Source organism: Runella sp. MFBS21 (assembly GCF_029433105.1).
In the GTDB taxonomy this organism is placed as follows: Bacteria; Bacteroidota; Bacteroidia; order Cytophagales; family Spirosomataceae; genus Runella.
Genome location: NZ_JARNTW010000006.1, coordinates 108,955 through 133,773 on the forward strand (window position 1 = coordinate 108,955; position 24,819 = coordinate 133,773).

The following is a 24,819-nucleotide window of genomic DNA, read 5'->3' on the forward strand; positions in this document are numbered from 1 at the left end:
GGGGAGTTATTGATCTGAAATAGTGTAGGTGACGGTAACGGTGGTGCTAGCATCGTGCTTCAAGTCTGAATAAGCACCTGAAGCAAGCGCCAAATTATAGGTCAGCTGATGCCCATTATTGGCACCATCCCCTGTGTAGCCGCTTCCGATACCGGTTAGTAAGGTTTGGCTACTACCACTCAAAGTGAGTGTAGAAGAAGCAGAATTAGCAATAGTCCCTCCTCCATTCGACCCCGACGGAGCAGCGGCTTGCAGAGTTAAGTCTGCTCCACTCGGTACCGTGCCACTCGTAATCTGCACGCTTACTGTTCGAGAGGTCTCTCCTGTAGAAGCTACAATAGATGAATAATTGAGCCAAAGAGAATTGTTAGCTGTTGGGGCTGTGATGGGATTTCCGGCCTCGGTAGGCGCCGTAAAAGCCAAAGAGATATTCTTTGAGCCACTAGGTTCGATATCAAGAAGTGCTACTTCAGGAATCGTAATCTGAATGGTGTGGGTATCATCCTTGTCATCTTGCGCAAATGATGAAGTACACACACCTAGCATTGCGAGAAAAACTAGGTTGCAAAAAACATTTTTCATTTGGTTAATCTGGTTACGTTAAAATATATAGTTATGAAAAGGGCAAAGCGTTTAAATTGGTAATTAATAACTGCTCGAACCAAATCTCCTCTTCTGAAAAATGAACATATACAACTCTTCCATAAATACGTTTAAGAAGTCTTTACGGAAGAAATAGACATGAACTTTATGCAACTTATATTAACCAAATTTAGGGCAACTTTAAAGCCATTTTATGCATCACCCCCTAAATGTAACCGTTAGGAATAGACAAAAAACTCTTACAACAAACACCTTAGCTAAATGGCGCTTGCTTTGAAGCAGTGTAAGCCTAGAAGAAATAAGGAAGGAATTTCAAAACAATCTATCAAAAACTATGCCATTTAAGCTCTTTTTGTCAAGAATATTTTTGGCATACAAATTATCGCTATGGCCTTAACATTGTGCCAACTTCATAGGACTTAAAATTCGGGGGTACTTCTCCAAAAGATTGATACGAATCAGTAGTATAAATATGGTCAATTCCTGCTATTGTAAGTCCTCGACTAAAAATACCGTGGCTTACTACCAATACCACATTGCCGGCATTACGACTCTTAAGCAAGGCTGCAATACCTGCAAACGTGCCTCCTCCGTCGCAAATATCATCGACGATGAAACAAGTCTTTTGCTCAAAATTTTCTTCAAAAGTTTTGAAACCTGAGAGCTGTCCGGTGCTTACATCTCGGTGTTTGATACACTCTGCTACGTCATGTACGCCAAGTTGCTGAGCTACGTTATAAACCTTCTTTAACGCCCCCGAATCAGGTGAAACCAAACAATAGTTATTATTGGTGGAGTATTTTTCGGTAAAATCGTCAATAGCCATTCTAACCAAGATTGCATTATCAATCGCTACCGAGCGATTGACCAAGGCCGTGGCAACATCAGAGTGTGGGTCAAAAATTTTGATTCTTTTGAAGTTACCTAGATTCAAAATATCAGCTACAATTTTTAAAGAAAAAGGCTCACCACTTGTCATCACCCGATCCATGCGTGCAGCCATCAAATACGATATGTATAATTCCACTTCCTCGACCTCCGCAGTGTCTAAAGCGTTTTTGGCAGCCAATACCAAAAACAAATCATTCATATTTGAAATACGAGCTAAGATACAGCAGCTTTTAACCTCATGTACTGTATTTAAATCAAGCTTAATATGAGGCTGACCATCTGGAAAAGTAAAAATTTGAAATAGAATCTCAGAAGAGAGGGGAGAAATTAAGTTGAGCGTTTTCATAAAAGGCTGTATGTAAGTTTTGTTATTGGTTGCGTCCTTTTTCGTCAGGGTATAAATTTTGTACTGTATCGCTTTGCCAGTACTGATGCGTATCTACATCTAAAAGAGTAAGTTTACCATAAAATGCCGCTCCAGTATCTATATTCCAGACATTGTATCGATGCATGGGGGTTTCAAACCCATATCTTATGGTAGGTGTATGACCGATAAAAATTTCGTTAAACATTTTCAATCGTCGCGGAAACAAATCAGGATTGAGACCACTATCTATCACCATCGCCGTTTCCCAGAGGGTTCTATCCCAAGCAAGATTGTCGGGGTACTGTTCTTCTTCCGGCCCATACACTGACGTATAACCTGCGTGTACAAAAAGCCGATTTTGGCCATCGATATGATAAAATTTCATGCCGTTGAAGAAATTCAAATGTACCAAACGCATGTCGATAGCAACATCCTGATAGCTTTTGGCGGTACTGCTCCCACCGTGCATAAGCCAAGTATGGGGGGCAATGCCCGCATCTAGCCATCCCTCGCACCACAAATCATGGTTTCCTTTAATAAATACACATCGATGGCTTTTTTCTAAATCTATCAAAAATGATATTACTTGCGCCGACTCACTCCAGCCATCTACGTAATCGCCCAAGAAGATAAGCGTATCATCCGTTGAAACATCAGCTCTTTCAAGTACCTGATGCAATGCCCGCAAACCTCCATGTATATCCCCGATGACTAGCGTTCTTTTCATGCTTTATTGTGTTTAGGTCAAAAAGGATAAATTACTTTGCCTCACCCTTTCTCTAATTTCTTCCAACTTCCAATCTACCAACAATTTGCCATCTTTAAAAACTGTTTTCAATTCTCCCTGCGCTTCTTCTTCCCAAGTACATTGGTCTTTCAAGATGTATTGCCCCGTAGAAGTATCACGATGTACAGCCATCAAGCCCTTGGCTGATTTTTTGGTGCCGTCGTCGGTTTTGGGGTCTTTAAAAATATCACGTCCTTGGTGATTTACCTCTCCATAGGTAGCTTTCATCGCAAACCCAAAGGTATCACGCGTGACGTATTCGTAAGTGTAAGAGCCAATCCCGAGCACCACGTTGTAGCTTGCAAAACCTTTTTGTTTAAGACCTTCTAAAATCGCAAGCTGTCGAGCAGGAGTGATACTATCGCCATAAATCAATCCAATGTGACTATCCAATAACTTGTATCCTTGAGGAGTAATTGTACCTCCAAAAGTTTCCCACATACACTCGATTGCTCCTTTGTAAGCAGGGCTTCCTTGGGGAGCATCAGTATCGCCCACAATGATTTTGACAGGGTCACCACTATCAGGCCGAATCACCACTTTGCCATCTCGCACCAGAATTTGCGATTTGAGTTGGGGCAAAAACTCCGTAATAACCTGCCAAAAATCCCAAGTATCAGACACAATTGATACTACACCCGTCGGGTAAACTTCCATAATAAGACGCTCAAAGGTACTTATCTCTGCATCTTGCGTACCCATACACATTACGCTGTGCTCTGTAGCGGGTACTGAGCCACCAATCAGCTCTTGGTCGGCATCGGCATTATAATATTGCTCCAAAAAATCAATCGCAGGAATGGTATCCGTACCCGCAAAAGACAATAAATGCCCCGCTCCACTCATGACGGCATCTTCGATACCCGACATTCCCCGAAACGAAAAGTCGTGTCCTTGCCAAGGCACAAAACTCAAATCTTCTCCTACGGTAGTTTGCGCGTATTTTACGAAGGTTTCCCAATACTCCGCTGCGGTAGTGGCTGAGGTAGAAGGTTTCCATAAGATAGCACTCATGAGGGTTTCGAGCATATTAGTAACCCAAAAAAACGCTGGATTTGTATTCCAAATCGTAAGTACAGGTACTCGCATAGGTACACGAGTACCTTCGGGCAGGGCTTTGATTTCAAGGGGCAAATACCCCAAATCATGCAGCGCTTCAATGTGATCGTAAGTGATGCTGTCTTTGCCGAGATAATTATCGATACAACGTTTGTACAAACGCATCACATCTTCTTTGGGCAATTGGAAAAAGTTTTCGTCAAACTGTCGAATTAGGTATTCTTTGATAAAATACTGTAACCCAAAAAATACGATTTCATTTACTTCTTCATTGCGTGATTTGCGAGGAGTAAAATTTGAATACACCAAGGTAGTGCCTTCGGGATATTGAAATTTGTGGCCAACTTTGTAGCCATCTTTTAAGAGAACGGGGAGTGTTTTCATGACTGTATTTTAGATTTTAAATTGAAATCCTTCTTCGATGAGTTGTTCATAACGTGTTTTGTCGAAAGCAAACATCTCAGCAGGGCGGCTTTTGAGACCTTCGCGGCGTTCGCCAGTAGCTTTAAGAACACCGGTCGCCATGATTTTTTTGTAGAAATTACGGCGGTCGAGCGATTGCCCCAAGATGCGTTCGTATAAGTCTTGCAGCTCCGTGATGGTAAACTTTTCGTTCAAAAGCTCAAATCCCACGGGTTGATAAGTCACCTTAGAGGCCAATCGCTTCCGTGCCAATTCAATGATATGCTGGTGGTCAAACCCCAAAGTGGGCAAATCGCTGAGCGGACACCAACGTAAATCATGAGCCATATTACCCACCACCAAATTATATTGACGTGGATTGACCAAGGCAAAGTAAGAAACCGCAAGAACACGCCCGCGCGGGTCGCGGTCGAGACTGCCAAAAGTGTAGAGTTGCTCTAAATATAAGCCTGCCAATCCTGCCTTGCTCGATAAGATACGCTCTGCGGCTACCTCAAAGGTTTCATCAAGACGTAAAAACCCGCCCAAAAGCGTCCAATGATTGGCAAAAGGCTCCTCTTTACGATGCAAAAGCAATACTGACAGCTGTTGGGTATCATATCCAAATACCACGCAATCTACCGTAACTGACGGGCGTGGGTATTGAGAGAGGTCGTTGTTCACTTTACTTTGTGTTTTGCTGACGCAAAGTAAAATCAAAACAAATTAACCCGCAAATCATTTTGCGTATTTTTTACACAAAATGATTTAACGGTCGTTTTATCCTAAAATAAGGGAAGCAGTAATTTCTATGAAGTCAGGGCTAAAGCCCTAGTTTTTAGTTTATCAGACTTTCTAAGTTTTAGAAACTTGGAAAGTCTACTCATTAATTATCTTGAATAAGTAGCTCTTAATACAAAAGCTACAATAGGCGAAGGGTCTTGGAGGCTATGAGGGTGGTGCTTAACGCCGGGTTTGTGGATGACCATGATATTTCCACCTAAAGCTTTGACTCGTTTTTCGAACAAATCAGTATTTTCATCCATAGGTACTACCTCATCGGCATCTCCACAAACATGAAGCATAGGAAAACCTGCTTTGACGATTTTATCGACATTGTCAATCGGGCTTCCTTTAAACTGAGCTGCTTCTTCTTGCGTTTTTAAGTTATAATCTTCTTTGAATACCTCCCAATCACGCTTGCTGCCCGGGCCGCGTCCTTTGCCACCGGGCCAACTTTTGAGGTCGAGCACGGGGGCATCGGCATATACACACGACACTTTTTCGGGATTGACCATACCCCAATTATAAACATACACTCCTCCCCTACTAAAACCTTCAAGCGCCACTTTCGAGGACAAACCCGCTTTGGTCATCAAAGCATAATATTGATTCCAAATATCAATCGCTTGACTATTGCCAAACAACTCCGCGACATCACAATATACCACATGAAAGCCCCGTTCCAACAAAGCGCTATCGGCCTGAGGCTCATGTCCCCAAAACCGTGCTCGCCATATCCAAGGCGCCGTTAGTCCTATCTGACGTGGTTTGACAACTTTGGCCTGACGTCCATTGAAGGTAAAAGTAGCCATTTCAAATCCACAAAATTTACCTAACTGCTTATCGGCAGGTAAAGCTTGAAAAATATCAAATTCGGGAGATGATTGGGCGCGTAAGATTGGAGTAGACATCCCAAAAACCAATAACAGGGTGAGGGTTTTCAAATAACTCATGAAAAAACTAATTTTAGATTTACCCAGTAAAGTCTTTTTCTGACCAAATCTATTCTCCACGTTATCGTTAAATTTAGAGAGGATTGAGGGCTTTTCTGTCTCTCTTTTATTTCTTCAAACTTTTCGATTTCACCGACACAAAGTGCCGATTAAGATAGATTCTTTAAAACAAAAGCATGAAATATTACTTTTATTAAAGAATTTTGTCGTGCTTTTTTATTCAAAACTAAAACCAATATGAAAAAACTACACCTTGCAGCCGGCTTGTCTATCCTAGGGCTGCTGTCTTTTATCAAAACCGACGACCCCAAGCCCGTTAGGGGTCTTGATCTCTCTGGAATGGATTTGTCGGTAAGTCCGCGTGAAGATTTTTTTCTTTATGCCAACGGTGGATGGCTCAAAAAAGCCGAAATCCCTGCTTCCGAAACGGCGTGGGGTTCTTTCAATATTTTGCGTAACAACAACACAAAAAACCTAAAAGGAATCTTGGAAGAAGCTGCCACAAGTAAAGCTCCTGCAGGGAGTGTAAAGCAGCGTGTGGGAGACCTCTTTGCTTCAGGTATGGATACGGTAGCAATCGAAAAACGTGGCTACGAGCCCATCAAACCTATCTTGGCCGAAATCGATAAAATCAAAGATTACAAAGGATTGCTGCGCTACTCAGCTACCCATCCACTCGAAGGAGGAAGCACTTTTATTGGTGCAGGAGTAGGTCAAGATGCCAAAGACCCTGACAAATACATTGTGAGTATGCGTCAGACTGGTACAGGACTTCCCGAAAAAGATTATTATACCAAAACCGACCCTTCTACCGTCAAAGTAAGAGAAGCTTACAAAAACTATATCTCGACGCTATTTACTCTTACGGGTACTGAAGCTACCAAAGCCAAGCAACTTGCGGAAGATATTTTGGCGTTAGAAACTCAAATCGCCACTTCGCACATGGGACGCATCGAAATGCGTAATCCTATCGCGCTTTACAACAAGTTTGCTACTAAAGATTTTGCGGCCAAAGTTCCTAACTTGGACTTAGTAAATGTGCTTACCACCCTCCGCATGAAAACCGACACAATCATAGTAGCGCAGCCTAAGTACTACGAAGCCCTCAACGAAATGTTACCTATGGCCAATATTGAGACTTTGAAGGCTAGGCTAAAATTTTCGGTGATCAGCGGAGCTTCGGGCTACTTGAGTAAGCCATTTGTGGATGCGAGTTTTGAATATAGTGGCAAAACCTTGAACGGTCAAAAAGTACAGCAAGAACGTTGGAAACGTATTTCTAGCCTTACAGACAATCTCGCAGGCGACTTACTAGGACAGCTCTACGTAGAAAAATACTTCAAGCCAGAAGCCAAAAAACGTATGGATGAACTAGTGGCAAATCTCCAAAAGGTATTTGAAAAACGTATCAACGAACTTGAATGGATGACCGCTGAAACCAAAGTAGAGGCCCTGAGAAAATTGAAGGCATTTACGCCCAAAATTGGCTATCCTTCCAAATGGAAAAATTATGAGGGAGTAAAAGTCAAAAGAGATGATTTCTATGGAAACGTCCGTGCTTTTGGTAAATGGCGCTACGAAGAAATGCTCGGACGCCTAGGCAAACCCGTTGACAAATCTGAGTGGGGAATGACTCCACCTACGGTCAATGCTTACTATAGCCCACTTCGCAACGAAATCGCTTTTCCTGCGGGTATTTTGCAGTGGCCGTTTTTCGACCCTGAAGCTGATGATGCCTTCAATTACGGTGCTATTGGTGCGGTGATTGGTCATGAAATGACGCACGGCTTCGACGACCAAGGCCGTCAATACAACTATATGGGAATGCTCAAAAACTGGTGGAAAAAAGACGATAACGACCAATTTAAACAACGCGCCCAAGTCGTAATTGACCAATACGACGGCTATACCGTACTGGATGGTCTTCATGTAAAAGGACAACTTACCCTAGGTGAAAATATCGCCGATATTGGCGGGCTTTCAGTAGCTTATGAAGCATTCAAGACCTTTACCAAACAGGGGAAAAGCAACGAAAAAACAGATGGCTTCACTCCCGACCAGCGCTTCTTCTTGGCTTTTGGACAAATATGGCGTACCAAAACCCGCGACGAAGCACTTCGCCTGCGTGTCAATACCGACCCGCACTCTCCTGGCGAATTTAGAGCCAACGGCCCTTTGTCAAATTTCGAACCGTTTTACAAAGCTTTTGGGGTACAACCCGGCGATAAGATGTATCGCCCCGAAAATATTCGTGTGAAAATCTGGTAAGATTTAGCTTCATTTATTTTCCCATAACACCCCCTTTTTCCAAAAAGAAAAAGGGGGTGTCTGTTTTTCGGCTTTTATAATCGCTCCTTTCAGCTTTTCTTTTTTCTTTCTTCTCTTTCTAAAATTAAAAACCGTAATTTTGCGGCTTCATTTTTCAGCAGTAAAACTCAGTTGTTATTTAACCGCACTTAACAGTACTAATGATTTGATAATCAAACCAAAACTAACAAAAGTACTTTAGGAGTAAAGCGGAAGAATCAATCGTGCAATCGCATCCAATACAATGAAAAAAATCCAATCGGCCTTACTTTCGGTTTATTACAAAGACGGCCTCGAACCTATCGTCAAACTTCTCCACCAAAACGGCGTTAAGCTGTACTCAACTGGCGGAACTCAAACATTTATCGAAAGCCTGGGCGTTCCTGTTACGGCCGTCGAAGACCTTACGGGCTACCCTTCTATATTTGGGGGGCGCGTCAAAACCCTCCACCCTGCGGTTTTTGGGGGGATTTTATACCGTCGTGATGATGAAGGTGACTTGGCTCAAGCCTCCCAATTCAACATCCCGGCTATCGATCTCGTGGTGGTGGATTTGTATCCTTTTGAAGAAACGGTAGCTTCAGGAGCAAGCGATGAAGATATCATCGAAAAAATCGACATTGGAGGTATCTCATTGATTAGAGCAGGAGCCAAAAACTTCCAAGATTCGCTTATTGTATCATCGCGTACACAATATGTCGATGTTTTGGAAATACTAACCCAAAAAGGCTGTGCTACCGAACTAGCCGACCGTCGCCGTTATGCACTTGAAGCATTTGCGACTACGAGCCACTATGATACGGCTATCAATCGATGGTTTGTACAAAAAGCAGGAGGAGAGGCCAGCATTTATGATTTTACGGCACTTCCCCAAAACTCGCTTCGTTATGGAGAAAACCCTCATCAATCGGCTACTTTCTACGGAAATTTAGACGAAATGTTTGACAAACTTCACGGCAAAGAACTCTCTTACAACAACTTAGTAGATGTAGACGCCTGTGTATCTTTGATTGACGAATTCGGAGATGCTCCTACTTTTGCTATCATCAAACATACCAATGCTTGTGGAGTAGCTACTGCTTCTACTGCTCATGATGCCTACGTCAATGCTCTTGCTTGCGACCCTGTATCGGCTTTTGGAGGGGTGATTATTACCAATGCCACGGTAGATTTGGCTACAGCAGAAGAACTCAATAAGCTATTCATGGAAATCTTGATTGCACCTGCCTACGAAGCCGATGCTTTGGCGGTGCTCCAATCAAAGAAAAACCGTATTTTGCTCCAGCGCAAAAATGTACAGCTTCCCAACAAAATGTTTAAGACTATCTTAAATGGTGTCTTGGAACAAGATAAAGACTTAGTAGTGGAAGGAGCGGCTCAATTTAAGACTGTCACTAAAGTAGCACCTACTGAGTCAGAAGTAAAAGCGCTCGAATTTGCCTTGAAAGTATGTAAACATACCAAGTCAAATACCATTGTTTTGGCAAAAGAAAACCAACTTATCGCTAGTGGTACAGGCCAAACCTCACGGGTAGATGCTCTACGTCAAGCCATTGAAAAAGCGCTGGCTTTTGGGTTTGATCTTAAAGGTGCTGTCATGGCATCCGATGCGTTTTTTCCCTTTGCCGATTGTGTAGAGATTGCACATCTTGCAGGGATTACCGCGGTAGTTCAGCCTGGCGGCTCTATTCGCGACCAAGAGTCAATCGATTATTGTGATGCTAATGAGTTGGCGATGGTCACGACAGGTGTGCGCCATTTTAAACACTAAGAAAATATTTTCTGTATTTCAACAAAAAAGCCGCTCTGAATGCGGCTTTTTTGTTTTACTTTTTCTTCTTCTCTTTTGCGGGTTTATTCAAAATCCGCTGCAATAGCGTTCGATTATCTTCTTTTGTTACTTCTTGAAGAGAGTTTAATGTAATCTGATGATCTACACTAGGTACCAATGCTCTTATGAAAGCATTGCGAAGTAGCTCGAAAACCGCATCCAAAGTGCGTATTCGAGGTTTTTCAAAACTTCCTTCCATCGCCAATTTAGTAGCAACCTGCTCTTTTTTTGGATTTTCGAGTACATTCCCCACTCCATCCGCAATCCCTTCCCATAGTTTTTGAAAAAAAGAATCTTTTTTATCTTCTTGACCCAAGATTTCCAAATCTTTGATGATAGGCTTTACATAGCCTTTAAACTTCCCCTCTTTGGCGGCAAATTCGGTATAAAGTCCTAAACTTCCTTTACTGACATCAAAACGACCATAGGCTTTAAAAAAGTCGTTAAGCAAAACTAAATTAGAATTTTTGATTTCGGCATTTAGGTCAAACGTAGCATCATAAGCTAAAGGGTTGAGTTTTAAATTCAAGCTCATAGTACCTTTATAAGCCATAGCTCGCGCCGAAACAGTAGCTGGTAAATCATTATCTTTTTCTTCGGCGTTGGTTAGGTTTTGTGCAAGCACATAAGTGTCTTCCAACGATATATCTACTTTGGGACTAACATAGGGGTCCACATAATGAATACTTCCTTCTCTAATCTCAAAAAGATTGACCTGAAGTGGCATAAAGTCTTTCAGTATTTTTCTAAAATCACTAGAATCTCTTTGGACGTCTTCTAATTCTATTTTGTTTTTTGTAAAAATCAAAGTAGGTTTTTCAAATATCAATTGGCCTACGATTCGTCTTTTAAAAAGAGGCTTCCATTGAATAGCCAAATCCACTTTTTGGGCTTTGAAAAATTCGGTTTGTTGGTGGGATTTGTCGTCGACTTTATTCAAGAAGATTTCTTTAATCTGATACGCACCCCGGTACAATGATAAGTCTATATCAGATATATGACCATAATACCCAGACATGGTAGCCAAGGTTTTGTTGGCATAATGAAGCACTATATAAGGAAGTAAGAGGCGGATAATAACCAGCACTCCAATGGTAATCGCAAATACCTTAAATCTCTTAGTAGCATAAAATCGTCTAATCTCCATGGTATGAAACATTTAGGTGTAAAGCGCTATTGTTTTACACCTAAAAAATCATGCCCAGACGATTAGAATCCCTCTTTTTCTTCTTCCTTCTCTTTTTTCTTTGCGGGAGCTTTAGGAGGAGTTTGGGCAACTTTGGCACCAGGTTTAGCTTTAGGGTCGGTAGATTTGGCCGTAGATTTAGTGTCTTTGGAGGTTTTATCTTTGGCAGTAGGCAGTGTTGTTTTTTCTACTTCTGCCACTTTCTCCGCCTCTTCTTTGGTTTCTATGGGGGTGGTTTCTACAGGTTCTTTCTCTTTAGGAGCAGCCGTAGCAGCAGTCTTGGTATTAGGTGATGTTTTGGGGGCGGTAGTTTTAGTAGGGGTTTTGGAATCTTTGACTACTACAGGTTTTTTGGGCTTAGGACGATACAAAGAGTTGAATCTGTCAACAAACAAATCTCGCTCTTCATATCCAATAGGCAAAACAGTCGACTCTTTTTTATCTTTTGATTTGACCATGATAAAATCATTCAATTCTTGGTCAGAAGACACCATTGCCAGTTTGTCTTGTTGCCAATCGAAATAGTACCAAACATCTTCGGAAGATTCGATATAAATGCTGATTTCGTCGCCACGGGGATTTTTACGAATTTCTATCATCCCTTCCATTTCGGCATTAATATCTGTAGAACCAATATTTGAAACACCTATTTTACCTACGCTATAAAAGGCATTCTGTGGCGCAGACCATCGCAAATTTACATTTGAAAACACCAAGGTAGCATTGAACTTGGGCGAAGCATCAAAGAGGGGTTTATAAGCAGCTGCTGTGCGTGCGATGTAGCTATCGGTAGCTTTTCGACCAATAAGCGCCGAAAGTTTAGCTCCTAAACGCTCAAACTCTGGCTCGGCAGGGTCGCTATTTTGCTCATCTAAGTTGGTCTGGACAATTTTTTCTCCTGCTTTGGCAATGATTTCTTTGCTGGTGGGGAAATTAAACGAAAGCAACGTATTGAATCGATAGGTTGTACTATCAATATTTGTATTTACACTTCCTGCTGCTAAAAACATCTCCTCCCCTTGTTTGACATTTCCTCCGCTCACAAAATTAAGTTTTCCTTGGTAAGTTATAGTTCCTTTAGCGTCATTGAAAGTATAAGCATTTTCTTCGTCTATTAATTCATCTGCCTTTTTGGGTTCAGAAACTACTTTAAAAACTTTTGTTTTTTCGTCAAACCTCAACAAGCCCTCTGCATCAAAGATGTCTTGATCGTTACGAGATTCTTTAGGTGATAAGAAGGTATTGTACAAGCCATCGGCTCCAGAGCGAAAATGTAACCCTACTGATATAGGCAAATCTGCTTCATTTTTGAGCTCGGGAGTTACTTTTAGAGCTACATCTTTGGTAGGAGTTTCTTTAAATGGAATCCAAGACGCTACCAAATCGGGGCGTTTTTTGATAATAGGCTTTATATAGCCGTCAAACTGCAAGTTAGGCTCTGGAGCTATCATAGTCATGCCTCCCTTGTATTGAAGTCGAGGACCAATCACAAAATTGTCAACTTCCACAATCTCGGCACGTGCTACGGTCGAAAACACTTTATTTTTAGCATTTTTTGCCGTTCTGCTATTTGACGATACCGTTGGTGAAGATACCGCCCTTAAATCAAAATTCCCCATTTTTACCGGAATAGTGTCGTTGGTGACGGTAGCATACAAATACGTAGCATCCCCTATAAACTTAGTACGCGACATAATTTGAATATTTCCGTTTTTAAGTCGATGGTATTCATTGAGCGTATCTAATACCAAACGGGCATTTTTAAAAGCTGACATTTCTCCATTACGGCGTACTATCACCATTCCTTTATCTGGCAATACTTTAGCATCAGCTGACTTAATAAAAGGAACTCCGCCAATATTGAGGGTCATTTTTTCGATTTCATACAAAGCCGACGAACCATTAAAGGTAAGACCTTCTTGCTCTGGGGCAGTAGCTGTAAAAGTAGAAGTAGCTACATCGCCTTTCATGGCGATGGTTTTAGCATTGATATTCCATTGTGCACGGTTAATGGACGTCCGATACGATGCAAAGGGAAATTCCATACAAGTATTTTCGATAGATTTTTGACTGGTAGAAATTCCTACAATTCCTTTCACAATATTGAAATCAACATCTACATTTTGTCCTAAAAGCACTGGACGAGTGGTATTGGTAGCCGATATAATCTTGTATTGTGATTCTCCTGCTAAGAACCCTTCTTTGTTGAACTTGATGTCTTGAGAAGTAAGCTCAGAGTCTTCACGACGCAAAAACCCTTTTCCATACAGACCTGTAGAACGCAGTACAATCCGCCCGTCAAGTTTAGTAGTTCCGTTATAAAAATTAAAAGTATTTCCCTTAGTAGTCAACGACATACTGTCTGCTTTTGGCATCCACCGTAAGCTATAGTTACGCAAATCAACCTTTGGAAAATAGGCTTTTCCAATCACGGCCTCTTTGATTTCGGCTTCGGCACCGCTAGCAATCAAAGAATCAGACATGAATAACATTGATTGAGTAGGAATACGAGCACTCAAATGAGAAATCTCTCCTTGCGAACGCAGCCCTTGCTTATCCATGACAATTTCCTTTGTAAACTTCACAGCTGTACTGGTTCCATACACTTTATAGCCAGCGGCAGGGGGAATGTAAGTAAAGCCGAGGGAGTTGTCGGGCATTGAGCGAAGATGGGCCTGAAAGGGTGGAAAGATACCATCTGAATTAAACATCCCAATAAACACAATATCTTGAGAACCCAAACTATCGTAATCTACCGAAGGTATTTTAAAAAAGACTTTTCGATTGTATGCTAAATTTCCTCGATCGGGCTGGTCAAAATAAACGGTCATCCCTTCTGGCACACTTAGCCGTGGAAAAACCGAATTTTTCTTTTTCCCAGATTTATTGGTGGGATCATTGAGATATATACGCCCCGATTTTTCATATACTACTTCTCCTCCTACTTCGGTAGTTCCTCCCTTATCGTAAGATTCTTTAGGAATATAAGTGATGTTGTCGATTTTGTTTAAATCTACAAAAAACTTATCATAATTAAAGGCCAAACCACTGCCATTGAACCGGAAATTAGCCGAAATCAAACGACCATTCATCATAAAATCCCGATTTTTAAATACTTTCACTTCTTTATCCGAAGGAATCGCCACAATTTTGAGGGAATCGCTGACCGTAAACTTTTCTACTCCTCTTATAGTAAGTACATTATCTTTCAAATCTAGGGAGGCATTGGCTGTAGTAGCATTGGCAGGATATAAAGAAGATATTGCAAAATTATCAAAGTCTGTTTGCTTATTGTTGGCCAAAATATTTAAGATTCCTTTATCAGTAAGTCGCAATAAACCATTTTTAGGGTCAACCTCGACATAGCCGTCAAACATCATCTGCCCATAAGCCCCTCTGACAGCATTCATGTCTTTTTTATAAAATTCTGCAATCTCTTCAGAAGAAAAAGTAGGTGTTTTCTGTTTGGCAATATAGTTGGATGCCATCAAAAGCGGATGAAAACCATACTGCTCACTTAAAGACCTAAAACGCTCTGGCTTAAAAAAGCTGTAAGACTCAAATCGAATAGGAACTACTGTCTTGCCTGCAATAACAGAAAACTCTATTTGCTTTTTGACAAAACTCCAACGTAACATCTCGGCTTCAATAAACATCTTATGATACGAGTCAGCATAGGGAGTGTATTTGTAGCCTGTTCGATCGGCACGCTGACTTTTCACTAATCCTTCTGAGTCATTGTAAGTAAGACGTACCCCTGGATGATAAAGTGAATCGGTTTGCCCTAAAGGTGCTGAAAAAGTAGCCAAAGGTGCTATAATCACCGAATCGGCAAACTCAAACCTGCGGCCTGTTGATTTGAAGGCGATTTTGCCATCATGAGTGACAATAATCGTGGAAGGTTGCTGACTTAGTGAAGTTCCTATTAGTTTTAATCCTATCAACGATAGCCCTCCTTTGTACTGAACATTTTTGCTCAATCCCTTGAGATTGGCATCATTTCGATAAGAAATAAATCTAGGATAAGAGGAAGGTTGGCCTTTGGGACGGCGCTTGCTCTCATACTCAAAAGTTCCTTCTAGCGGCTGGGAGAGTTTAGAAATATAATTAAGTTTGACATCTTCCGCACTTAGCTTGGGCAGAGAAGTATTAAAACCATATTTGGTAAAAGTAACAAAAAGCTCTGGAGAGCCACCCGCTACTTCCCAGGTCATTTTTCCTTGTTCTCCCACCCAAATCCCTTCTTTAATTCCCAAATTACCATTGGTTTGACTCAACACTACCGAATCATTGGCAGTGACCATCACAAGGTTTACATTCTTAAATTCAATCACAGCCCCCGTCACTGTAGGAAGAGGCTTTTTTTCATAGGCGGTAGCACTAAGCAAGCCTGTCGAATCGGCTACTACATCTCCCCACCCATCATTGGTAGTAGCTGGTTTGGTGTTGGGAGTAGTGGTAGAAGTAGGAGTCTGGTTATTGATAAATTTAAAACTAAAAGTACCTTCTAAAGCAAAAAGCTTGTTGAAATTGGAATGATAGAGCGTTCTATTTTCAAACACTCCTCTGGCTGTTTCAAAAAACTTCTGCGAGCTTTTGGGGTCATAGGTCTCGACCACCTGCGATGCTACCGCCAAATACCCCTCTACTTCGTTAGGACTAGCCAAGGAGCCGTTAAAAGCCGAATAAAGCCCGCTGAATAGTTGTTCAAAATGCGGTGTGGAAGGTTTATATCCTTTGGCTACCATACGCCTTGTAAGAGCAACGATACTTTTTTGGTGATTTTGAGTCAAACGAGTATCAAGCCACAAAGTCTCTAAGTTTTTGGCGGATTTGAGATAAGCCGGATTTCCGCTCATAGCCATCATTTTTTGAACATCTGCTATAAACTGCGCGGGCTCTTCAGATAGCTTGATTACTTGGGAATAGCTTTTCAGTCCTGTCAAGTACAACAACAATATCAAAAAATGGAACCTTTTCATACACAACCTTTTATAAATCCACATGAAGGGTAAAATTCTATCAATCTTTTCAACGAAGATATGCTCACATCTAAGCTTACGTAGTGACATTATATAACGATCAAAGTACTTATTTTAACTCAATTTAACCCATTTTTATTTTGAACCCAAACCTATGTCGGAAGATTTCTTGTACTTCTTATGGCAATTTCAGTACTTTGACAAAACCAACCTTGCCACTGTCGCCAACGAATCGCTCCAAGTACTTGCTACCGGAATGCGTAACACCAATGCTGGCCCCGATTTTTTGAATGGGCGTGTCGTCATTGCGGGCATCGAATGGGCGGGCAATATCGAAATGCACCTACGTAGTTCGGATTGGCTTCGGCATAATCATCATCAAGACCCTTTCTACGACAGTGTCATTTTGCATGTAGTATGGGAAAACGACTCCCCTATTCTTCGCCCTGACGGTACTCCCATTCCTACTTTGGCCCTTAAACCTCTCACCTCTATATTGCTTTTGCAAAACTATCACACACTGCTCGAAAGTCAAGAAATTATCCCGTGTGCAGGGCAGTTTGAGAGTGTGTCAGACCTTCAGAAACGCTCTATGCTCGACCGCGTCATGATGCAGCGTCTCCAGAGAAAAGCTTCTGTAGTGCATGAGATGTTGGAGAGAAACAAACAAGATTGGGAAGAAACAGCATATCAACTTCTTGCCCAAAATTTTGGTTTTAAAATCAATACAGAGCCGATGCTACGTTTGGCACAAGGGCTTCCGTTGAAAATATTACAGAAGCATCGTGATAATCTATTGCAAATCGAAGCATTGGTATTTGGGCAAGCGGGATTGATTCCAAGGGAAAGCGACGATAATCATATTCTTTTAATGCAAAAAGAACATTTGTTTTTGAGTAAAAAATATACCCTTTCTACTACCCGTCTATTGCCTCATGAGTGGAAGTTTTTGCGTTTGCGCCCCACCAATTTTCCTACTATTCGCTTGGCCCAATTGAGTGCGCTTATTCAACAACATACGAGTTTTTTTTCTATGTTTATCCACATTGATAGCCTAGAATTGTTAATAAAATCCCTCCACGTTACGCAGTCTGATTATTGGCAAACCCACTATCAGTTTCACAAACAATCCGCTCAGTCTATTCCACCTTTGGGCAAAACTTCCATCCAAAATATCATCATCAATACAGCGATTCCGCTTTTGGTGGCTTATTCGGAAGCCAAAAACAATCGAATTTTTTTGGATAAAGCATTAGAATGGCTAGAAAAACTTCCAGGTGAACAAAACCACATCACCCAGCTCTGGAAAACACTGCAATTAAGACAAGAAAACGCTTTTGACTCCCAAGCGGCCATTGAACTTTACAATAATTTTTGCCAACAAAAAAAATGTCTGCAATGTAGTATTGGGACTTCGCTTTTGAGAGGTCGTTGACCATTTGATAAATACTTTAATCAAAGGGGAAACAACCCAATCAGTTTTTTTGTACTTTTATAAGCTGATTTACCTCCTCCAACACCTTGTATGAAGCGTCAATTTTTACTTACTAGTTTTGTCAGTCTCACTTTTGTTTCTTTTCTCAGTTTTCGGAGCGACAACGAGTTTGTAGGTGTTTTTCAAAAACTTAATGAAGAAGTCCTGAAAAATAGTCGTGCCTACGAAACCCTTCAAGAGGCAACCTCAACGATTGGGCATCGGCTTACAGGCAGTACAAATGGCGCAAAGGCAGAGCAATATGCCTTCAATCTTCTCAAAAAATACGGTTATTTAGATGTAAAATACCAACCTTTTGAGGTAGAATCGTGGATGCGAGATACCGTAACGCTCGAAATCGTCCCTAACAAAAGTGACAACTTTCGGACTGTATCGGTGGTGGCTTTAGCACATTCACCCGTCGAAGCTCGAGTCAATGGCCCTATCGTAGACGTAGGCAATGGATTAGAAGAAGATTTTGAAGCGCTAAAAGATGAAATCAGAGGTAAAATTGTATTGGCCAACATTGGCTTAGTAAACGGAAAAACAGGGCAAAAAAACCTTCACCGTTCCGAAAAAACCGCCTTGGCGATCAAATATGGCGCTACGGCTATTATCACCGTCAATCAAATTCCAGGCAATATTCTTCTTACGGGTACCGCTTCCGTAACAGGCTCGTTGATTTCGATTCCAGCCGTCAATATTTCTAAAGAAAGTGGCGAAGAAATCAGAAGTTGGATTAAAGTAGATACCGATTTGCACGCTATCGTGGATATGCGCAATGTCAGTCGCAAAATCAAAGCACGAAATGTAGTGGCTACTATCCCTGGAAAATCGCCCGAAAAAATCATCATAGGAGGTCATCTTGATTCATGGGATTTGGCTACGGGTGCCACCGACAACGGCCTCGGTTCTTTTACTATCCTAGATATTGCGAGGGCTTTTAAAGCGCTCAAAATAAAGCCCAAACGCACCATAGATTTTGTACTTTTTATGGGTGAAGAGCAAGGATTGTTGGGTTCAAAACAAAACGTAAAAGAACTCGTAAAATCCAAACAGCTCGACAATGTCAAGTTTATGATGAATCTCGACATGACCAATAGTGTACACGGAATGAGCGTAGGTGGTCGCGACGAATTGATACCTTTTTTTGAAGTAATAGGCCAACAAATCAAGAAAGTAGATGACTCTTTTGCCAATACGGTAGTAAGCAGAGCAGGCCTCCACTCAGACCATCAGCCTTTTATGCTTGAAGGTATTCCGACGGGCGCACCGGCAAGTCGTTTAGGGGCAGAAGTTTTTGGGTGCTATCATGCCAATTGTGACAACTTCAATCTAATAAAACGCAACGAAATGCTCGATGGCGTTCGGTTTACGGCGATGTACTTATATGCTTTGGCCAATGCCAATGATTTACCCGCAAAAAAACTCGACAGTAACAAAACCCGCGATTTATTGATTGCGCAAGGCTTGAAAAAAGAATTGGTATTGGGTAAAGATTGGAAATGGGAGGAGTTCTAAAGGTTCTTATTTTTTCTGTCTTTTTTCAAAAATAATTTTGGCAAAAGTCTTATCGGGGCGTGTTTCGTTGATTAAAATCGCCTCTTGTACTATTTCCAAAAAAGATTCTTCTATCTCTTTGAATTCTTGAAGATTACGAACCGTAATTCCTCTAATCAATTTGCGTCCCTTGGCTTCCAAAAGCCCTTGCTCATTGGAAAGTAAAAACCCTTTCACAAACCCAATCTCGACTCCTTTGGTTTTGTGGATTTTTCCAAAATAGCATACATAATCTAAGCACATGAAGAAAAGTGTATTGCTATACATAAACTTTTCGTGCATTTTGGGATGCGCTACCAACATCAATTGACGGATATACTGAAGCACCTGACGGATTTCGGGGGTCTGATGCGCCAAAAAATCATCTGCATCTTCATATTGTGTCATAAATCGCGGCAGTTAGGGGGTTTAGGTAAGTCGAATGACTCTTATATAATTTTATAATTACGATATTCTCCTACATACCAGCCTGTATATTTTTCCATCCAGAGCTTAAATCGATATTTGAAGCTCAGATTTTTGTGACTAATGTCATGAGTAAATGCCCAATTTTGACGGCGAATACGCGCTTGCATCACCTGTGGATGTGTGCCGGTAAATTTATCCAAAGAGTCAATTTGGGAATAATCAAAACCTTTAGCTGAGACTTTTATGTGCTTTTCGGCCTCATCTTCGTGCCAAAACTGATGCACATGAAGATGCTTTTGTTGCATTATGCGCGGGTCTTTTACCCATCCATAGTGATAGATACTGGCATCAATAGGCTTCACTCTTAATTTTTGATTTACATCTTTACGAAACCCCTGTGCATCCCGATAAGAGTATATATTTTTATTGTTTTTGACGACTCTAATCTCCTTTCGGTACCACTTTGGCGAATCGCCGATGTAGTCATATGAACCATAAAAGTGAATATAATTAAACAACAAACCGTCTACCGAAGCATCGTCTTTCCACTTCTGCATGGCTTCTTTAATGATTGGCAAATCTTTTTCGTGTACTACTTCATCGCCTTGTATATAAAAACCCCAATCGCTGTGCGCCGCAATTGCCTGAAAAGCCTTGTCGGTTTCTTTAGCGTATACCACTCCTCCTTTTCGCAGGCTTTCGTCCCAGATGGTTTCGATGATGCGGATTTTTTGGGCATCAATTTCCTGAATCAAACGAAGTGTTTCATCTTCGCCTTTGCCTACTGCCACCACAAATTCATCACAAATCGGCAAAATAGATGTAATAGCCTCGACAATAGGATAATCAAACTTGACGGCGTTTCGAATAAACGTAAATCCTGTAACGTGCATAATTTCTTGACAATGTTGAGAATAGCTGCAAGTAAAAAAGGAAATATATAATTTCTCTCACACAGCCAACAAAGGTAACGCCTTTCTTCCGCTTTATGGCTTTTTTTGTCCGTTTCAAAAACCTTCACTTTGACTTTCGTCATTGGTAGAGTTGTTTTGGGCTATCATCTTAACGCTACCAAAATATAGCACTCACCTGTTGATGAAAAAGATAGCTCTTCTTTCCTTAATTGTGCTCTTAGGAAGCCGACCCGTTTTAAGCCAATCAGTTCTTAAAGACGTCAATGAGGCTATCCTGCTGGCACAAAAAAACAATAAAGATATTCTGATTTCACGCCAGAATGCTCAAGTGCAGCAATGGAATGTTGCCCTTGCCAAAGGCTCCCGCTTGCCCCAAGTGAAATTTACGACGGCCTTTGATTACAATTTTGTATTACCGACCCAACTGATTCCTGCACAGTTTTTTGGCGGCAAAGAAGGAGAGTTTCGCAGTATTCAATTTGGGGTTCCTTATAATCTCACGGCGGGTATAGAAAGCTCGATTCCCATTTGGAATGCTCCCCTCCGACAAGACGTAGAAATCGCTAAAGTGAATCAAAAAATCGGTACACTCCAGACCCTTGTTTTGCAAGACGACATCAGTACCCAAACCGCGAGGGTTTATTTTGCTACGGTGTTTACCAAGATGTACATTGATATTTCTCGCCAAAACCTCGCCAACAACGATAGCATCACGAACATTGCTGCCGAGCGTAAACAAAAAGGGCTCATAGACCAACTCGAATACAATCGCGTACGGGCGACTCAATTGGCTATTGAAGATGCGCTCCATCAGAACGAAATGGCATATCAGAAGAATCTAAACCAATTGCGGCTCCTCGTTGGCGACTCTACCGCCCTCGTTGAAGGAATTCCTTTTACTCTTGCTTTAGTCAAACAAATGCTGCCCTCGATCTCTTTTAAAACTGACGAGCCAAGTACCGCTGCGCCCCGTCTTCAACTACGAGCAGAGCAATTTTTGCTAGCCAAAGAAACCCTCAAAAAAGAGCAGAAACAGAAACTACCTTTGCTCTCGGGCTATGCTCGATACTCTGAACAAGCCCAACGCAATCAACTTAATTTTCTAAATTTCAACGAAAAATGGTTTGGAATTGGCGTGGCAGGTCTACGTTTTGAAGTCCCAATTTATAGCGGGCGTCTTCGTCAAAATAGTATTCAACGCGCCAAAGTTAATGTCGAAATTGCCCAGATGCAGCTCAACAACGAAAGCCTCAAATACCAAACCGAAACCCGGGATTTGAGAATCACCTATGGGCAACTCCTACGCTCGCTTCAGGCCAATGAAGAAACCTATCAATTGAATGAAGAAAACATGAGATTGGTACTTATCAAATACAAAAGCGGAGTGCTTAGTTATGACCAATACCTGAATGTTTTTAATGAAGTACTCAACGCCCAAAACAAATACCTACGCACCTTAGCCGACTTGATGATTAATGGCAAGTTATTAGAAATCCGAAACGCATATTAACATTTGACCTCTGACTTAGATATACAAATGAAAAAAATAGCCTTTTATTATTTCCATAAAGTTTATGTAGCTACGGCCATTGGAGGACTTTTGATTTATTTGGGCAATAGTTGTAAGTCTAAAGACGAAACGACCTCGCCCGTTTACAAAAACCTCACCGAAGCTGTATATGCCTCTGGCAACGTTTTTCCAAAAAACGAATATAAAGTAGTAGCCAACGCCGACGGCTATCTCCAACAGCAGTTGGTCAATGAAGGCGACGTAGTGAGTCGCAATCAACTTATGTTTGGTTTAGAGAGTCTCTCACAAGATGCTCGTTCGGAAGCAGCCGCCAATATTTATCGCCAAGCCGAAGCTAATTATGCCGACAATTCGCCGATTTTGGCCGAACTAGAAGTAGCCTTACGTAATGCCCGCACCAAACTCCAAAACGACTCTATCAACTACGCCCGATTCAAAGATTTGCTTGCCCAAAATGCGACGTCTAAGGCTGAATTTGAGAGGGCAGAGTTGACCTATACTACTTCCAAAAATGACGTAGCTGCCCGACAAAAAGCCCTCGCCCGTACCAAAAATCAGCTGTATGTAGATTTACAAAACTCTCGTTCCAATTTTCGAGTCAACACACGCGAAGGCGACAATTATCGAATCAAAAGCATTGAAGCAGCCCGAGTTTATGAAATTTATAAAAAGGTAGGGGAGCTAGTACGCCGTGGAGAAGCAGTGGCATTGTTGGGAAACCCCCATGATGTGTATTTGCAATTGGCCGTTGACGAAACCGATTTTTCTAAACTCAAAGTAGACCAAGAAGTATTGATTAAAATGGATGCTTATGGCGACAAAGTCTTTAAAGCCAAAGTGACTAAGATTTATCCCAAACTCAATAAAATAGACCAATCTTTCCGCGTAGATGCTGAGTTTGTAGGAGAAAGCCCCGCCGCTTATTACGGTCTAACGGTCGAAGCCAACATCATTATTTCCCAAAACTCCAAAGCCCTCACCATTCCCAAAGAATATTTGATAGGTATGGATAGTGTATGGGTGGTGGAAGCCAAAGAGAAAAAGAAAATAAAAATTGTGAAAGGTGCCGAAAACTTTGACTTGATAGAAGTCAAAGCCGGCCTCAATGAAAAAAGTGTTTTGGTCAAAGAATAATCCCCCTTACAGCCATGCCCAACTATGCACAGATTTTTGAAGGCGATCGACCTATCACTCAGCAAGAGTTTGAAAATTGGCACAAGAAAGCCGTTTTGGAAATTATCGTCAAGCAGCCTCATTTGTCGGTAGGCTGGGCGTCGCATATTCTGAATCATTTTTTACATACCGCCGTCGTCAAAGCAGGTTTAGGGCGGCCCGATTTGCCCAAGCGCATTCATCCCACATTAGAAAATATGTCATTGACAAACTTAAAAGGCATTATTTCTTATCATGAATACCAAGCATTGATTGAATACACTAAAAATCATCTCTATGCGCCTGTAAGAGAAGATGCTTTGTGCCAAAATATAAACATGAATTAAAATGAACCTGAATCTATCATTTCAAATCGCGCAAACTCATCTTTTAGCCAAAAAACGCCAAACCCTCGTGGCCATGCTGGGGGTGACGTTCGGGATAGCGATGTTTATCGTAATGATAAGTTTCATGCAAGGTGTCAACCAATTTTTGGAAGATTCGGCATTGGATGCAAGCCCTCACGTCAGGATATACAACGAGGTAAACACCCAACGTCCTAGTATTTTGGATGATACTTTCAAACAACAAGGCACCATCAATATTGTATACCATCAAAAACCTAAACAACAACTGGCTCGTATCAAAAATGGCCTACAAATGGTAAGCATGATAGAACAAATGCCGGGTGTACTGGGAGTATCTCCCGAGGTAAGTTCGCAAGCTTTTTTCAACAACGGTCCCATTCAGATTTCGGGAGTAATAGCGGGTATTGATTACCCTCGCGAAAATCGCCTCTATGACCTAGACAGTCGCATCAAAACGGGCAGTTTCAAGTCGCTTTTGGCCAACCCCAACGGTATCGTATTGGGTGCTACTCTGGCTCGTAAACTCAATGTAAGGCTAGGCGACAAAGTCAGTGTCACTACTCCGCTGGGTGGCAATATCACTTTGAGAGTAGTAGGTACATTTGGGTTTGGGATAGGTACTATCGACAACATCCGCTGCTATACCAGCATCAGCACTGTTCAAGAAATTTTGGGAAAAGACGCAAGCTATATCACCGATATTCACATCAAAATGAATGACCCTCTCCAAGCCATTAGTTTTGGCAAAAAGCTCAGTAAACAATTCAACACTTATGCAGAAGACTGGTCAACCGCCAATCAAGCTATCTTGGCTGGGGAAAAGATTCGAAATGTCATGACCTTTGTGGTATCCATGACGCTGCTAGTAGTAGCTGGATTTGGCATTTATAACATCATGAACATGAATGTCATCAACAAACTCAAAGACATTGCCATTCTGAAAGCTACGGGATTTGGGAGCAAAGACGTCGTTGCTGTATTTTTACTACAAGCTATTATCATTGGGTTAGCGGGTGGTTTATTAGGGCTAGGTATCGGTTTTGGTATTAGTTTACTGCTATCAATTACTCCTTTTGACACCGGCGATATGATTAGCCTCAAAACCTTTCCAGTGATTTTTAGGGCCGAATACTACATCATGGGATTAGTGTTTGGATTGATTACTACCATTTTGGCGGGTTATTTTCCTTCACGGAAAGCTTCTAAAATTGACCCCGTTGCTATCTTAAGAGGTTAAGTTTTCGCATTTTATCTTTACCAA

Annotated in this window: 18 protein-coding genes; 8 read left to right on the forward strand and 10 right to left on the reverse strand. The window is 41.5% G+C overall.

The genetic code is table 11. The features are described from left to right. Positions 1-6: 6 nt before the first annotated feature. The 6 genes from P1X15_RS14830 to P1X15_RS14855 all read right to left on the reverse strand — a co-directional run bounded on the left by P1X15_RS14830 (position 7) and on the right by P1X15_RS14855 (position 5,845). Entirely contained in the window at positions 7-582 is a 576-nt protein-coding gene (locus P1X15_RS14830) for a hypothetical protein (RefSeq protein ID WP_277338912.1), read from the reverse strand. A gap of 406 nt (positions 583-988) precedes the next feature. Beyond that, the gene (gene prs / locus P1X15_RS14835; protein WP_277338913.1) at positions 989-1,840 is read right to left on the reverse strand and encodes a ribose-phosphate diphosphokinase; all 852 of its coding nucleotides are present in this window, start codon (positions 1,838-1,840) and stop codon (positions 989-991) included. Positions 1,841-1,862: 22 nt separating this feature from the next. Continuing rightward, positions 1,863-2,588: a metallophosphoesterase family protein gene (locus P1X15_RS14840; RefSeq protein ID WP_277338914.1), complete on the reverse strand. Its 726-nt coding sequence runs from the start codon at positions 2,586-2,588 to the stop codon at positions 1,863-1,865. A 12-nt stretch (positions 2,589-2,600) separates the two neighbouring features. Continuing rightward, positions 2,601-4,091, reverse strand: a complete 1,491-nt coding sequence (locus tag P1X15_RS14845) for a nicotinate phosphoribosyltransferase (protein WP_277338915.1) — start codon at positions 4,089-4,091, stop codon at positions 2,601-2,603. A 9-nt stretch (positions 4,092-4,100) separates the two neighbouring features. Then, on the reverse strand, positions 4,101-4,793 hold the full coding sequence (locus P1X15_RS14850) for an NrtR DNA-binding winged helix domain-containing protein (protein WP_277338916.1): 693 nt from the start codon (positions 4,791-4,793) through the stop codon (positions 4,101-4,103). 206 nt (positions 4,794-4,999) lie between these two features. Continuing rightward, positions 5,000-5,845: a S9 family peptidase gene (locus P1X15_RS14855; protein WP_277338917.1), complete on the reverse strand. Its 846-nt coding sequence runs from the start codon at positions 5,843-5,845 to the stop codon at positions 5,000-5,002. Positions 5,846-6,082: 237 nt separating this feature from the next. Here P1X15_RS14855 and P1X15_RS14860 point away from each other — a divergent pair, with 237 nt between their 5' ends. Continuing rightward, a complete protein-coding gene (locus P1X15_RS14860) occupies positions 6,083-8,113 on the forward strand; it encodes a M13 family metallopeptidase (protein ID WP_277338918.1) in 2,031 nt (676 codons plus the stop codon). A gap of 283 nt (positions 8,114-8,396) precedes the next feature. Further along, positions 8,397-9,923 carry a bifunctional phosphoribosylaminoimidazolecarboxamide formyltransferase/IMP cyclohydrolase gene (gene purH, locus P1X15_RS14865; protein WP_277338919.1) on the forward strand — a complete coding sequence of 509 codons (1,527 nt, stop codon included), beginning with the start codon at positions 8,397-8,399 and terminating at the stop codon, positions 9,921-9,923. Between the two features lie 55 nt (positions 9,924-9,978). On the opposite strand, the gene P1X15_RS14870 is transcribed toward purH, so the two are convergent. Continuing rightward, positions 9,979-11,130: a DUF748 domain-containing protein gene (locus tag P1X15_RS14870; RefSeq protein WP_277338920.1), complete on the reverse strand. Its 1,152-nt coding sequence runs from the start codon at positions 11,128-11,130 to the stop codon at positions 9,979-9,981. Positions 11,131-11,192: 62 nt separating this feature from the next. Beyond that, positions 11,193-16,151, reverse strand: coding sequence for a hypothetical protein (locus P1X15_RS14875; RefSeq protein ID WP_277338921.1), 4,959 nt, complete (start codon positions 16,149-16,151; stop codon positions 11,193-11,195). Positions 16,152-16,305: 154 nt separating this feature from the next. On the opposite strand from P1X15_RS14875, the gene P1X15_RS14880 reads away from it, so the two are divergent. Beyond that, on the forward strand, positions 16,306-17,586 hold the full coding sequence (locus P1X15_RS14880; RefSeq protein WP_277338922.1) for a DUF2851 family protein: 1,281 nt from the start codon (positions 16,306-16,308) through the stop codon (positions 17,584-17,586). A 90-nt stretch (positions 17,587-17,676) separates the two neighbouring features. Next, positions 17,677-19,146 (forward strand): M28 family peptidase, encoded by a 1,470-nt coding sequence (locus P1X15_RS14885; RefSeq protein ID WP_277338923.1) that lies wholly within the window; start codon positions 17,677-17,679, stop codon positions 19,144-19,146. A 6-nt stretch (positions 19,147-19,152) separates the two neighbouring features. Here P1X15_RS14885 and P1X15_RS14890 read toward each other — a convergent pair whose 3' ends face one another. Beyond that, a complete protein-coding gene (locus P1X15_RS14890; protein WP_028663663.1) occupies positions 19,153-19,572 on the reverse strand; it encodes a DUF1801 domain-containing protein in 420 nt (139 codons plus the stop codon). Positions 19,573-19,613: 41 nt separating this feature from the next. Next, positions 19,614-20,486 (reverse strand): glycosyltransferase family 2 protein, encoded by an 873-nt coding sequence (locus tag P1X15_RS14895; protein WP_277338924.1) that lies wholly within the window; start codon positions 20,484-20,486, stop codon positions 19,614-19,616. A gap of 202 nt (positions 20,487-20,688) precedes the next feature. Here P1X15_RS14895 and P1X15_RS14900 point away from each other — a divergent pair, with 202 nt between their 5' ends. From P1X15_RS14900 to P1X15_RS14915, 4 genes are read left to right on the forward strand one after another with little or no spacing between them, the layout of a single operon-like run. Beyond that, positions 20,689-22,017, forward strand: coding sequence for a TolC family protein (locus tag P1X15_RS14900; protein ID WP_277338925.1), 1,329 nt, complete (start codon positions 20,689-20,691; stop codon positions 22,015-22,017). Between the two features lie 27 nt (positions 22,018-22,044). Then, positions 22,045-23,172 (forward strand): efflux RND transporter periplasmic adaptor subunit, encoded by a 1,128-nt coding sequence (locus P1X15_RS14905; RefSeq protein WP_277338926.1) that lies wholly within the window; start codon positions 22,045-22,047, stop codon positions 23,170-23,172. Positions 23,173-23,186: 14 nt separating this feature from the next. Then, positions 23,187-23,537 carry a hypothetical protein gene (locus tag P1X15_RS14910; protein ID WP_277338927.1) on the forward strand — a complete coding sequence of 117 codons (351 nt, stop codon included), beginning with the start codon at positions 23,187-23,189 and terminating at the stop codon, positions 23,535-23,537. Position 23,538: 1 nt separating this feature from the next. Beyond that, positions 23,539-24,795, forward strand: a complete 1,257-nt coding sequence (locus tag P1X15_RS14915; protein WP_277338928.1) for an ABC transporter permease — start codon at positions 23,539-23,541, stop codon at positions 24,793-24,795. Positions 24,796-24,819: the final 24 nt, after the last annotated feature.

Coding starts and splice junctions, on each gene's coding strand:
- P1X15_RS14830 (WP_277338912.1), bottom strand. CDS start 582: ATGAAAAATGTTTTTTGCAACCTAGTTTTTCTCGCAATGCTAGGTGTG.
- P1X15_RS14900 (WP_277338925.1), top strand. CDS start 20,689: ATGAAAAAGATAGCTCTTCTTTCCTTAATTGTGCTCTTAGGAAGCCGA.
- P1X15_RS14885 (WP_277338923.1), top strand. CDS start 17,677: ATGAAGCGTCAATTTTTACTTACTAGTTTTGTCAGTCTCACTTTTGTT.
- P1X15_RS14845 (WP_277338915.1), bottom strand. CDS start 4,091: ATGAAAACACTCCCCGTTCTCTTAAAAGATGGCTACAAAGTTGGCCAC.
- P1X15_RS14840 (WP_277338914.1), bottom strand. CDS start 2,588: ATGAAAAGAACGCTAGTCATCGGGGATATACATGGAGGTTTGCGGGCA.
- P1X15_RS14860 (WP_277338918.1), top strand. CDS start 6,083: ATGAAAAAACTACACCTTGCAGCCGGCTTGTCTATCCTAGGGCTGCTG.
- P1X15_RS14880 (WP_277338922.1), top strand. CDS start 16,306: ATGTCGGAAGATTTCTTGTACTTCTTATGGCAATTTCAGTACTTTGAC.
- P1X15_RS14895 (WP_277338924.1), bottom strand. CDS start 20,486: ATGCACGTTACAGGATTTACGTTTATTCGAAACGCCGTCAAGTTTGAT.
- P1X15_RS14870 (WP_277338920.1), bottom strand. CDS start 11,130: ATGGAGATTAGACGATTTTATGCTACTAAGAGATTTAAGGTATTTGCG.
- P1X15_RS14905 (WP_277338926.1), top strand. CDS start 22,045: ATGAAAAAAATAGCCTTTTATTATTTCCATAAAGTTTATGTAGCTACG.
- P1X15_RS14890 (WP_028663663.1), bottom strand. CDS start 19,572: ATGACACAATATGAAGATGCAGATGATTTTTTGGCGCATCAGACCCCC.
- prs (WP_277338913.1), bottom strand. CDS start 1,840: ATGAAAACGCTCAACTTAATTTCTCCCCTCTCTTCTGAGATTCTATTT.
- purH (WP_277338919.1), top strand. CDS start 8,397: ATGAAAAAAATCCAATCGGCCTTACTTTCGGTTTATTACAAAGACGGC.
- P1X15_RS14910 (WP_277338927.1), top strand. CDS start 23,187: ATGCCCAACTATGCACAGATTTTTGAAGGCGATCGACCTATCACTCAG.
- P1X15_RS14875 (WP_277338921.1), bottom strand. CDS start 16,151: ATGAAAAGGTTCCATTTTTTGATATTGTTGTTGTACTTGACAGGACTG.
- P1X15_RS14855 (WP_277338917.1), bottom strand. CDS start 5,845: ATGAGTTATTTGAAAACCCTCACCCTGTTATTGGTTTTTGGGATGTCT.
- P1X15_RS14915 (WP_277338928.1), top strand. CDS start 23,539: ATGAACCTGAATCTATCATTTCAAATCGCGCAAACTCATCTTTTAGCC.